General features: G+C 61.1%; 5 protein-coding genes and 3 rRNA genes. 1 reads left to right on the top strand and 7 read right to left on the bottom strand.

Going from position 1 to position 13143, the window contains the following annotated elements:
• Window positions 1-48 precede the first annotated feature (48 nt).
• Window positions 49-1041: a hypothetical protein gene (locus QF038_RS00040; protein WP_307613360.1), complete on the top strand. Its 993-nt coding sequence runs from the start codon at window positions 49-51 to the stop codon at window positions 1039-1041.
• A gap of 162 nt (window positions 1042-1203) precedes the next feature.
• Here QF038_RS00040 and QF038_RS00035 read toward each other — a convergent pair whose 3' ends face one another.
• From QF038_RS00035 to QF038_RS00005, 7 genes are all read right to left on the bottom strand, one after another.
• Entirely contained in the window at window positions 1204-2022 is an 819-nt protein-coding gene (locus QF038_RS00035; RefSeq protein ID WP_307607507.1) for an endonuclease domain-containing protein, read from the bottom strand.
• A 220-nt stretch (window positions 2023-2242) separates the two neighbouring features.
• On the bottom strand, window positions 2243-4264 hold the full coding sequence (locus tag QF038_RS00030; RefSeq protein WP_307607505.1) for an NHL domain-containing thioredoxin family protein: 2022 nt from the start codon (window positions 4262-4264) through the stop codon (window positions 2243-2245).
• The gene (locus QF038_RS00025) at window positions 4264-6417 is read right to left on the bottom strand and encodes a cytochrome c oxidase assembly protein (protein ID WP_373461494.1); all 2154 of its coding nucleotides are present in this window, start codon (window positions 6415-6417) and stop codon (window positions 4264-4266) included. Before QF038_RS00025 ends, QF038_RS00030 begins: the two co-directional genes overlap by 1 nt.
• Before the next feature lie 117 nt (window positions 6418-6534).
• Window positions 6535-6822, bottom strand: coding sequence for an HU family DNA-binding protein (locus QF038_RS00020; RefSeq protein ID WP_091421683.1), 288 nt, complete (start codon window positions 6820-6822; stop codon window positions 6535-6537).
• A 523-nt stretch (window positions 6823-7345) separates the two neighbouring features.
• Window positions 7346-7462, bottom strand: a 5S ribosomal RNA gene (rrf, locus tag QF038_RS00015).
• A gap of 241 nt (window positions 7463-7703) precedes the next feature.
• A 23S ribosomal RNA gene (locus tag QF038_RS00010) occupies window positions 7704-10829 on the bottom strand.
• A gap of 529 nt (window positions 10830-11358) precedes the next feature.
• Window positions 11359-12883: ribosomal RNA gene (locus QF038_RS00005) — 16S ribosomal RNA — on the bottom strand.
• Together the 16S, 23S and 5S rRNA genes form the textbook arrangement of a ribosomal RNA operon.
• Between the last annotated feature and the right edge of the window lie 260 nt (window positions 12884-13143).

Here is a 13143-nt window from a genome sequence, read left to right as displayed (position 1 = left end):
TCAACTGCCGTCGTCGGGCGCTTGGCAGGTAACGTATTGAAAGTGCAGATGAGTCAAGCGTTGGTGAGGATAGCGGCCGGATGGCTGCTGGGCCTCATGCTTGCCGTGGCCGCTGCCGTGGTTGCGGTGAACGTGGTGAACAATACCGTGGCCAGTCCGCAGCAGCCGGTGCGCGAGTATCTGGACGCGCTGCAGGGCGGGGACGGCGGCAAGGCGCTGGGCCTCCTGCGGGCCACGGTGCCGCCCAGCAACGCCGCCATGCTGGACGGAACGGCGCTGCAGACAGCTGCCTCGCGCCTGGCCAATGTCAGCGTCGGCGAGGCCGAGGAACGTCCAGGCGGCCAGGTAATGGTGCCCATGGAGTACACCATTGACGGCAGCCGCCTCCGCACCGAGTTCCTGCTGCAGAAGACCGGAACCGAGTGGATCTTCTTCAACACCTGGGCTTTTGTCCCGTCCCGGCTGCCGACTGTTGACGTTTCGGTAGTCAATTCCCCCGAGGCCACGGTCAACGGTGTTGACGTCAATATGCCCAATGGCCGGAACTCTTTCGCGGTCTTCTATCCCGGCGAGTACGAGGCCACTGTCAATGGCGAGTACTTCTCGGCTCCTGCCACCCGAGCCACCGTTACCGCCCGCGACGCCCCGGTGGCCCCGCTCAACCTGCTGACCCAGGCCACGGACAACCTGAAGAAGGACGTGACGGCCAAGGTCAAGGAATTCCTGGACGGCTGCGCTGCCCAGGCGGTCAAGGAACAGAAGCTGCAGCCGGACTGCCCCTTCTACTACGCCAGCAACAACAGGGTGCAGGACGGCACCATCAAGTGGTCCGTAACGGAGTACCCCAACGTCTCTATCGAACCGTTCGACGGGCGGTGGGTGGTGGCGCCGCTGGACGGCAAGGCCAAGGTGGAGGCCCTCCAGCAGAACCTGTTCACCGGCGCCTGGTACCCCCTGGACGAAGAGGTGGACTTCAGCTTCACCACCCGGCTGGACGTCTCCGGGGACGCCATCAAGGTCACGCCGCTCCTGAGCTTCTAGGCTTTTCGCGCCACACTGGCCCAGTTTTTGCAGTCTGCCTGCAGACCAAATGCCGTCACGCAGGGCACTCTTTCAGGGCTCTTGCCGGTAGCCCGCCCCGGGAATCAGGGGTTTCGTGGTGTGGGCGGCTTCAAAAGCGTGCTCCCAGTGACACGCAGCCAGCTACCGCCGCCGCCCGAGCACGGCCAAGACTTCACTGACCATGGCTTCGGGCGTGTGCACCACGTCAGCGTAGTAATACCGGAGCGCCGTATATCCCTGCAGCACCGACTCGTTGTTCCGCCGGTGGTCCCTTTTGACCTGGTTCCAGTCGGCATGGTGCCTGCCATCCAGCTCAACCACCAGCCACCCATTCAGCAGCAGGTCAACGTACCCCACCCGCTCCAGGTAGGCCTGCGGTTGAACGGCGATACCTGCCTGACGGAAGTACGTCCGCGCCAGCGTTTCAAGGAGGGAGTCCGCACCCCGGTCCACCCACTGCAGGACAGCCCTCGCCTTGCCGTTGCGCCGGCCCGGAAGCCGCTGGCGAAGGAACTCAACGGTCATGTCTCCTCTCCCCACAGCGCACTCAACCATGACCAAGGACTCAGCAAACGGCAGGCAACGCAGGGCATGAATCAGGACATCGGCCAGGGCCGCAACTGGACGGATTGTGCCAGGCGGAAGCAGCAGTCCGGCGTGGTGGACAGCCTCGCCCCTGACAGCCTCTTCCCTCCGGTGATATACATGGCGGGGTCCCGCAGACGGCAGGCACCAGAGGCTGTAGTGTGACGCAGCACTGGAGCACGTCAGCAGTTCCCGGTTCCGCAGCACCGCAACCAGCTCCGGAGACGCCGTCGGAAGCGCATAGAGTCCGCGCTCCGGCTGCAAAAGGCCGCCGCGGACAGCCCGGCGAAGGGCTGCATCATCCACACCAAGCCGGGCGAGTACGGGCCGGCGGGCGGCGCCGCCGCAGTGCTCTAAGGCTTTTGAGATGTCCATGGGGGCCATGGTGGCTGCATCAGCCCGCGTTGGGCAGCGGCAATCCGCGCTATGTGGACACTCGCGCTGTCCAATGCCGTCACGCAGGGCACGCTTTTGGGGCTTTTGCCGGTGCCAAGCCCCGAAAACTCAAGGCGCAGGAATCGCGGCCATGCCAAAAGGCTGCCGCCCGTGACGCTTCAGTCACGGGCGGCAGCCTTTTCGAGGTAAGTACGGCGAGTCAGTCCATGCCGCGCAGGTCCAGCACCAGCTCAGTATCGCCGTCGGCCTGGAGCAGCACCGGGATGCCCCAGTCCTGCTGGTAGAGGTGGCAGGCCGCGTGGTCCGGGATCTCGCCGTCCTCGGTTTCCGGGCCGTCGCATGCCGCGGCGCGGGCCGTGATGTGCAGGATACCTTCGGGCACGTCGGAGGACAGTTCGAGGGTCCGGAGCAGTCCCACAGAGGTTCCGCCGCCGGACACCAGCAGCTCGGGCGGCGTGGATGAAATCTTCAGCTGGGTGGGATCGCCCCAGCGGTCATCCAGCTTCTGCCCGGTGGGGGCAGTGAACCGGACCGTCAGCTCCAGCGGGCCGGGCGCTACCGGGCTCTTGGGCCGGTGGGTCTGCGACGCGCCCTCGTCCACCTGCTGTGCTTCCTTGGGGATGGGCACGTACACGAGCTGGTGCTGGTTTGCTTCCACCACCACCAGCAGCGGCTCCGAGCCGGCCGACTCCGTGTGGTCCACGATCACGTCCGAGGGCTCGAGCAGTCCGCGGGCAAGGGTGGAGACCGTACCGTTGGAGGGGTCGTAACGCCGGACGGCACCGTTGTAGGTATCCGCGATTGCCACGGAACCATCGGGCAGGACCGTCACGCCCAGGGGGTGCTGGAGCCGGGCTTCCGTGGCCGGGCCGTCGCGGAAGCCGAAGTCGAACAGGCCCTTGCCTACCGCGGATTCCACCGTGACGGCGCCGTCGTCGCCAACCACCAGCTTGCGAAGTGCTGACGTCTCGGAATCTGCCACCCAGATGTTGCCGTCAGCGTCCTCGGCCAGGCCGGAGGGCTGCGCGAACCAGGCCTCGTGGGCAGGCCCGTCCAGCAGCCCCTCCAGTCCGTTGCCGGCAACAATGGCTACCGCACCGGTCAGCGGGTCGAAGCTGAAGATCTGGTGCGTGCCGGCCATGGCGATCACCACGGCGTTGAGCTTCCCGGACCACACAAGATCCCACGGCGAGCTCAGGGAGACTTCCAGCGGGTGTTCACTCAGGCGCCCGGTGAATCCTGCGGCGTCCTCGTCAACCCGGGCCGGGCCGGTTTCCAGCAGGCGCTGCACTCCATTGCCGGCCACCGTGGAGGCCTTGCCGTCCGTGAGCGAAAGGCCGCGGAGCCGGTGGTTGACCGAGTCCGCAATCACGACGTCGTAGCCCGCCTTGGCAGCCACGTCTTCCGGCAGCAGGACCAGGCCCTGCGGCTCGTTGAACCGGGCGGTGGCGTCGCCGCCGGCGGCAGGGCCGTCAACGTAGCCTTTGGTGCCGGAGCCGTAGGTTCCGAGAACGGTTTGGAAGTCGGTGTCCAGTTCCACCAGGCGGTGGTGGCCGGTGTCGGTGACCAGCCAGGAACCCTTTTCGGCACCGTTGGAAGCTGCGGCACCCGCTGCAGTACCGCCGTCGTCCGCTCCGTCCGATGCTGACCCGCGCCCGGCGGGCAGGAAGAGTGCCTTGCCGGGGAAGCGCAAGGTGCCTGATGTGGGCTCCGGCGCGACATACGGGCCGGACCCGCGGTGCAGCGTGCCCTTGGCCTCATGCTCCGCGATGAGCTCGGGGATCAGTACCGCGAGCCCGTCCGCGTGGCCCTCACCGGAGAGGTGCGCCACGATGTAGCCCTCGGGGTCGATGACCACCAGGGTGGGCCAGGCGCGGGCGGTGTAGGCCTTCCAGGTCTCCAGCTCCGGGTCATCCAGGACCGGGTGGTGGATCTCGTAGCGTTCCACGGCGGCAGCCAGGGCCACGGGATCCGCCTCATGCTCGAACTTGGGCGAATGGACGCCTACGGTGACCAGGACGTCGGAATACTGCTCCTCGAGCGGCCGCAGCTCGTCCAGGACGTGCAGGCAGTTGATGCAGCAGAACGTCCAGAAATCCAGCAGCACGATCTTGCCGCGGAGGGCTTCGAGGTCCAAGGATTTGCCGCCGGTGTTCAACCAGTTACGGCCCACCAGTTCGGAGGCTCGGACCCGGAGGTGGGTGCGTACGGTTTCGCTCATCAGCGTCCTTCCGTCTTGTTTCGTTCGGCCAGCCTGGCGTCGCGTTCGGCCAATTTGGCAAACATATCGTTGTAAGCGGTGAGATCGGCGTCGTTATTCCTGTCCGCCGCCCGGTCCACGCGTTTGGTCTCCCGCTGGTCCGAGCGCGACCACATGATGGCCACGCCGATGGCCACCAGGAGTGTGGGCACCTCACCGATGCCCCAGGCGACGGCCCCGCCCGTCTGCTGGTCCAGCAGCGCGGACTGGCCCCATGCCCGGCCCAGGTTGCCGAAGTAGTCCGCGGCCAGGAGGTTGGTCCCGCCCATGATGGCGACGCCGAAGAAAGCGTGGAAGCCCATAGTGGCCAGGAGCAGCAGCAGCCGCATGGGATACGGCGCACGGCGCGGCAGCGGGTCCGTGCCGATCATGCTCAGGATGAAGATGTATCCAGTGAGCAGGAAGTGCAGGATCATCAGCTCGTGCCCCACGTGCTCGCGCATGGCGAACCCGAACAGGCCCGAGTAGTAGAACAGCACGATCGAGCCGGCGAAGTTGGCAGCGGCGAAGATCGGGTGCGTGACGACCTGCGAGAACCTGGAGTGGACAAACACCAGCAGCCACTCGCGCGGGCCGCGTGAACCGTCCGCGCGGGGCGGCAGTGCCCTTAGTGCCAGGGTCACGGGTGCTCCGAGCACCAGGAAGATGGGCGCCACCATGGTCAGCGCCATGTGGTCCACCATGTGCGCGGAGAACAGGACGCGGCCATAGACCGACGGCGGCCCGGACGTGATGTAGGTGAGCACCAGCAGGCCGATCACCCAGTTCACCGACCGGAACCACTGCCACTTGTCTCCGCGGCGGTAGATTCTGGCGACGCCGAGGAAGTAGGAGGCCAGCCCGAACAGCGCCACGGCAATCCACAGCCAGTCGAGCCGCCATTCCGTCAGCCAGCGTTCGGGGGTCAGCTCCGGAGGGAGCTCGTAGCCGCTGAGGATGAATGCAGGTGAAGCGTCGGGGGCAAACGTGGCGGGCTGTGGCGGTGCGGAGCGGCCCAGGGCCACGGCGATGCCGGACGTTGCACCCATCACCAGGAATTCGGCCAGGACCAGCTGCCACAGGACGCGGCGCGAGGACATGGTGGAACCCCTGGCACCCAGCTGCGGGATGACCCACTGCCGGTGCATAAACCCGATTCCGCCCAGCACCAGGGTGGCGGCGGACTTGGCCAGGATCAGCTGGCCGTACGGAGAACCAACAAGGTCGCCCCAGCTGGTGATGCGGATGCTTGCGTTGATGATGCCCGAGGCGAAGACCAGCACGAAGGCGAACCCGGCCAGTGAGGAGAACCTGCGGAGTGTTGCTTCTGTGGTGTCAGTTGAAGCGCCGGCCTTGGGGCCGGTGAGGATCCCGGACAGGAGCGCCAGCATGATGATGCCGCCCACCCAGGTGCTGACGCCTACCAGGTGCAGGCCAAGGGAGTTGATGGCACCCTCGTGGTCTGAGGAGCTGGAGGAGTGTCCAATCAGGGCCGTGGGTACCAGGCCGATGAGGGCCAGGATCAGGGTCAGCGCCAGGCCGCCCAGGGACCTGACGCCGAACAGGGCTGTTGTCACCACGGCGGCGATGATGGTTACGGCGAGCCAGGCCCGGCCCGTCTCAATGTCCGTCATGAAGTAGACCAGCGCCTGCGTGAACTGGGCGTCGCCGGAGACTGCCTGGCCTGCCACGTCAGCGTAAGTGAGCACCAGGACGGCGATCGCGGACAGCGTCCACGCTGCACCCGCCGCCGCGGCGATGGCCAGCGCACGGGTGAAGGCTGGATGTTCTGCGCCCTCGGCGCCGTTATCCTCGCCGCGGTTGCGCCGGGTCAGACTTCTGGGGAGGATGCCAACTGCGAAGATGAGGCCGCCGATGACCGTGGCCACTGAGACGTTGTGGATGGCCTTGGTGACAGGCAGGCCCCAGCGCACCAGGGCGCCGGGATCCGAGACCTCACGGGCGGCCGCTGCGCCGGAAAAAAGGAGAGCTGCCACAAGGGCCAGGAGGAGTGCCCCCAGGCCGGCCAGCTGCCATCCCTTGGAGACGCCCAGCGCACTGCTGCCCTGCCCCGGTGCTCCCTTACCGGGAACTGGCGGGGTTGTTGTGGATGGGGGGTTTGCGGCAGAAGGCACCTATCCATTGTCCGTCACCACTGCCCGGGCCGCGAATCGGCCTTAAAAGCAAAAGGGGCGGCAACCATGTGGTTGCCGCCCCTTTCCAGCCGGGTTTTGATGCCGGGAGGAAGAAGCTTACTTCTTGCTGGAGACAGCAGCCTTCAGCTTGGAGCCGGCGGTCAGCTTGACGCTGTGGCCAGCCGCGATCTGGATGGTCTCGCCCGTCTGGGGGTTGCGGCCGGTGCGTGCTGCGCGGTCGGTGCGCTCAACGGCGAGCCAGCCCGGGATGGTGATCTTCTCGCCCGCGGCGACAGAAGTCTCGAAAACCTCGAACAGTGCGTCGAGGACGGAGTTGACGGCTGCCTGGCTGGTGCCGGCCTTGCCCGCTACCTCTGCAACAAGTTCACTACGGTTCTTAGCCATTTATGTCCTCCTGGACGGTCATGATTCTGGAGCCTGCACGCGGCATGCGCACAAGCCACTGTTCGAAAACTTACCAGCTAGGACCGTTCAGGTCCGCAAATTCCGCGTGTTTCCGCGACTTTTTGAGGTTAATCACCAGATTCTTGGGGTTTTGAAGCCCTCATTGGCACGAATCTCAGGCCTCGACAGACCTCCGGCGATACCATCCCCGGAGCGCCATCACCTCCTGCAGCCCTCCATGAGACGCGCGCTCAGTTGATGCCCCCTCCCAGGCGACGCCCGCTCAATTCCTCACTGGGAGTCGATGGCGGTGCGGCCATGAGTGCGCCTGCGTTGGCGGTTTGGCCGCCACAACGGAGCGCGCGATCGTCAATTGGGGGCCATTAGTGAGCTCGCGTGGTGTTCGACGGCGGTGCTGCCGCGGCTGGGTGCGCCTGCAGGCGCCCGGGGCCGGCAGTGGGTTGGGTTGTTTAAATGTGGGAGGCCCCAACCAGTGATTGGTTGGGGCCTCGACCTAATGGTTGTCCGGCGGTGACCTACTCTCCCACACCCTCCCGGGTGCAGTACCATCGGCGCTGTGGGTCTTAGCTTCCGGGTTCGGAATGGGACCGGGCGTTTCCCCCACGCTATGACCGCCGTAACCCTTCTACCCGTTCCCCCAGGGGTTTGCGCCGTGGTGGGTGGGAAATCTTGTGGTTACAACATGCTCTCCTTGTTAGGCAGAGCTGTGGTGTTGTTATGTAGTTTTGTGTTTTTGTTCCCCGGCAACAAACGTGTTTGGTTTGTTGTTTGGGAACCACATAGTGGACGCAAGCAGTCTTGTTTATCTTTTTACCCGCCCCGGGTGCAAACGCTTTTGAATCCGTTTGCGGGGTGGGTGTGTGGTGTAAGTTATCGGCCTATTAGTACCGGTCAGCTTCACGAGTCGTTAGTCCTCGCTTCCACATCCGGCCTATCAACCCAGTGGTCTGGCTGGGGGCCTCTCACACACAAGGTGTATGGAAATCTCATCTTGAAGCGAGCTTCCCGCTTAGATGCTTTCAGCGGTTATCCCATCCGAACGTAGCTAATCAGCGGTGCACTTGGCAGTACAACTGACACACCAGAGGTTCGTCCGTCCCGGTCCTCTCGTACTAAGGACAGCCCTTCTCAAATTTCCTGCGCGCGCAGCGGATAGGGACCGAACTGTCTCACGACGTTCTAAACCCAGCTCGCGTACCGCTTTAATGGGCGAACAGCCCAACCCTTGGGACCTACTCCAGCCCCAGGATGCGACGAGCCGACATCGAGGTGCCAAACCATGCCGTCGATATGGACTCTTGGGCAAGATCAGCCTGTTATCCCCGAGGTACCTTTTATCCGTTGAGCGACGGCCATTCCACAATGTACCGCCGGATCACTAGTCCCGACTTTCGTCCCTGCTCGAGATGTCTCTCTCACAGTCAAGCTCCCTTGTGCACTTACACTCGACACCTGATTGCCAACCAGGCTGAGGGAACCTTTGGGCGCCTCCGTTACTTTTTAGGAGGCAACCGCCCCAGTTAAACTACCCATCAGGCACTGTCCCTGACCCGGATTACGGGCCGAAGTTAGATGTCCAAAGTGACCAGAGTGGTATTTCAACGATGACTCCACCCGAACTGGCGTCCGGGCTTCAACGTCTCCCACCTATCCTACACAAGCCACTCCGAACACCAATACCAAACTATAGTAAAGGTCTCGGGGTCTTTCCGTCCTGCTGCGCGTAACGAGCATCTTTACTCGTACTGCAATTTCGCCGAGTTTATGGTTGAGACAGCGGGGAAGTCGTTACTCCATTCGTGCAGGTCGGAACTTACCCGACAAGGAATTTCGCTACCTTAGGATGGTTATAGTTACCACCGCCGTTTACTGGGGCTTAAATTCTCAGCTTCGCCGTGAGGCTAACCGGTCCTCTTAACCTTCCAGCACCGGGCAGGAGTCAGTCCGTATACATCGTCTTGCGACTTCGCACGGACCTGTGTTTTTAGTAAACAGTCGCTTCCCCCTGGTCTCTGCGGCCCCGATCCCCTCCCGGACGCGTAGTCCGTTCAAGGTTGGGGCCCCCCTTCTCCCGAAGTTACGGGGGCATTTTGCCGAGTTCCTTAACCATAATTCTCTCGATCGCCTTAGTATTCTCTACCTGATCACCTGTGTCGGTTTGGGGTACGGGCGGCTAAAACCTCGCGTCGATGCTTTTCTCGGCAGCATAGGATCACCAAATCCCCCCAAACGGGGGTCCCATCAGATCTCAGGCATCATGAACAGCGGATTTGCCTACCGTTCGCCCTACATCCTTAGACCGGGACAACCATCGCCCGGCTCGGCTACCTTCCTGCGTCACACCTGTTAATACGCTTGCCTCCCAGGATCAGGTCCTGCGCTCCACCAAAACCCTTCACCCACAAGGGGTGTCGGGCAGGTCTCGGGCAGTTAGTATCCCCTGTTCAGCATGGGCGGTTTTTCGCCGGTACGGGAATATCAACCCGTTGTCCATCGACTACGCCTGTCGGCCTCGCCTTAGGTCCCGACTTACCCAGGGCAGATTAGCTTGACCCTGGAACCCTTGATCATTCGGCGGACGGGTTTCTCACCCGTCTTTCGCTACTCATGCCTGCATTCTCACTCGTGTAGGCTCCACCGCTGGTTTACACCGCGACTTCACTGCCCACACGACGCTCCCCTACCCATCCAAACGCCTGAACCACAAGGGCTTAGCTAATATTTGAATGCCACAACTTCGGCGGTGTACTTGAGCCCCGCTACATTGTCGGCGCGGAATCACTTGACCAGTGAGCTATTACGCACTCTTTTAAGGATGGCTGCTTCTAAGCCAACCTCCTGGTTGTCTGAGCAACTCCACATCCTTTCCCACTTAGCACACGCTTAGGGGCCTTAGTTGGTGGTCTGGGCTGTTTCCCTCTCGACTATGAAGCTTATCCCCCACAGTCTCACTGCTGCGCTCTCACTTACCGGCATTCGGAGTTTGGCTGACGTCAGTAACCTTGTAGGGCCCATTAGCCATCCAGTAGCTCTACCTCCAGCAAGAAACACGCAACGCTGCACCTAAATGCATTTCGGGGAGAACCAGCTATCACGAAGTTTGATTGGCCTTTCACCCCTACCCACAGCTCATCCCCTCCATTTTCAACTGAAGTGGGTTCGGTCCTCCACGACGTCTTACCGTCGCTTCAACCTGGCCATGGGTAGATCACTTCGCTTCGGGTCTAGATCACGCCACTGCAACGCCCTATTCAGACTCGCTTTCGCTACGGCTTCCCCACACGGGTTAACCTCGCGACGTAACACTAACTCGCAGGCTCATTCTTCAAAAGGCACGCCGTCACAACTACTAAGGTTGCTCCGACGGATTGTAAGCACACGGTTTCAGGTACTGTTTCACTCCCCTCCCGGGGTACTTTTCACCTTTCCCTCACGGTACTGGTCCGCTATCGGTCATTAGGGAGTATTTAGGCTTATCAGGTGGTCCTGACAGATTCACACGGGATTTCTCGGGCCCCGTGCTACTTGGGATACTCTCCAGGCGGTACACAACATTACGGTTACGGGGCTCACACCCTCTCTGGCCGGCCTTTCAAGACCGTTCACCTATGCCTGCACATCACACCCCACTGTCCCGGCAGAGACAGAACGGAAAGTCCCACAACCCCGACCATGCAACGCCCGCCGGCTATCACACATGGAACGGTTTAGCCTGATCCGCGTTCGCTCGCCACTACTAACGGAATCACTATTGTTTTCTCTTCCTGCGGGTACTGAGATGTTTCACTTCCCCGCGTTCCCTCCACGCACCCTATGTGTTCAGATGCGGGTCACCAGGCAACTCGCGCCCCTGGCGGGGTTTCCCCATTCGGACACCCTGGGATCACAGTCCGGTTATCGACTCCCCCAGGCTTATCGCAGATTCCTACGTCCTTCTTCGGCTCCTAATGCCAAGGCATCCACCGTGTGCTCTTAAAAACTTGACCACAAAAGATCAAAAAACTAATTCACGAGAGAACCACGAAAACCAACCACACACAACACCACCAACCCCAAAAAAGAGGGCCAGTAACCATCACGCGCAGCCAGATCCAGGTTCATATTCTTGGAAATTGCTTCTTATAAAAGATGCTCGCGTCCACTATGTAGTTCTCAAACAACAACCCCAAACCACACACCCCACACACACAACATGCATGACCGGTGCAGCCAGGAAAACCAGAAACAAACAAACCCGGAAAACCACCACGACCAAAACCGCAGCAACCCCCGGCCCTGTTGCCTCAGGACCCAACAGTGTGCCAAACACTAAACCACCCAACCCCGCTCCCGCACCGTTCCAGGACACCCAAAGGCATCCGTACTAGACAAGGAGAAGAACAAGCAGCCGCTATTTGTTGATATTCCACCCTTGAGCACCCGCCGCAGAACTTGCGTCTGCGCAACGGGCATATACTCCTGACAAACCCCCACCACCACATACGCGGCAGCAAATGATCTGTAGGTGCTCCTTAGAAAGGAGGTGATCCAGCCGCACCTTCCGGTACGGCTACCTTGTTACGACTTAGTCCCAATCGCCAGTCCCACCTTCGACAGCTCCCTCCCACAAGGGGTTAGGCCACCGGCTTCGGGTGTTACCAACTTTCGTGACTTGACGGGCGGTGTGTACAAGGCCCGGGAACGTATTCACCGCAGCGTTGCTGATCTGCGATTACTAGCGACTCCGACTTCATGGGGTCGAGTTGCAGACCCCAATCCGAACTGAGACCGGCTTTTTGGGATTAGCTCCACCTCACAGTATCGCAACCCTTTGTACCGGCCATTGTAGCATGCGTGAAGCCCAAGACATAAGGGGCATGATGATTTGACGTCGTCCCCACCTTCCTCCGAGTTGACCCCGGCAGTCTCCTATGAGTCCCCACCATCACGTGCTGGCAACATAGAACGAGGGTTGCGCTCGTTGCGGGACTTAACCCAACATCTCACGACACGAGCTGACGACAACCATGCACCACCTGTAAACCGACCGCAAGCGGGGCACCTGTTTCCAGGCGTTACCGGTTCATGTCAAGCCTTGGTAAGGTTCTTCGCGTTGCATCGAATTAATCCGCATGCTCCGCCGCTTGTGCGGGCCCCCGTCAATTCCTTTGAGTTTTAGCCTTGCGGCCGTACTCCCCAGGCGGGGCACTTAATGCGTTAGCTACGGCGCGGAAAACGTGGAATGTCCCCCACACCTAGTGCCCAACGTTTACGGCATGGACTACCAGGGTATCTAATCCTGTTCGCTCCCCATGCTTTCGCTCCTCAGCGTCAGTTAATGCCCAGAGACCTGCCTTCGCCATCGGTGTTCCTCCTGATATCTGCGCATTTCACCGCTACACCAGGAATTCCAGTCTCCCCTACATCACTCTAGTCTGCCCGTACCCACCGCAGATCCGGAGTTGAGCCCCGGACTTTCACGGCAGACGCGACAAACCGCCTACGAGCTCTTTACGCCCAATAATTCCGGATAACGCTTGCGCCCTACGTATTACCGCGGCTGCTGGCACGTAGTTAGCCGGCGCTTCTTCTGCAGGTACCGTCACTTTCGCTTCTTCCCTACTGAAAGAGGTTTACAACCCGAAGGCCGTCATCCCTCACGCGGCGTCGCTGCATCAGGCTTTCGCCCATTGTGCAATATTCCCCACTGCTGCCTCCCGTAGGAGTCTGGGCCGTGTCTCAGTCCCAGTGTGGCCGGTCACCCTCTCAGGCCGGCTACCCGTCGTCGCCTTGGTAAGCCATTACCTCACCAACAAGCTGATAGGCCGCGAGTCCATCCAAAACCACAAAAAGCTTTCCACCAACCACCATGCGATGATCAGTCATATCCGGTATTAGACCCAGTTTCCCAGGCTTATCCCAGAGTTAAGGGCAGGTTACTCACGTGTTACTCACCCGTTCGCCACTAATCCCCGGTGCAAGCACCGGATCATCGTTCGACTTGCATGTGTTAAGCACGCCGCCAGCGTTCATCCTGAGCCAGGATCAAACTCTCCGTTGAAGTAAAACAAAAACGAACACAACCAAGAAACCACGGGAAAACGCGGAAACCAGGCTGCAAAATTTGAAACCAGCTGTAAAAACCAGACCCACCCACAGGGGCGGACAAGCCCGGTCAATTCAACCAATCACTAAAACAATTGGTATCAACAAACTTGGCACACTATTGAGTTCTCAAACAACAGACACACCCGGCACCACCACAACTAAACAGTCGCGGATCGCTCCGGAGCAACTTTTCAAACTTACCCGACCTCGAGA

The sequence above is a fragment of the Pseudarthrobacter sp. W1I19 genome, assembly GCF_030817835.1.
Lineage (GTDB): Bacteria > Actinomycetota > Actinomycetes > Actinomycetales > Micrococcaceae > Arthrobacter.
This window is presented reverse-complemented; position numbering and strand designations above follow the sequence as displayed.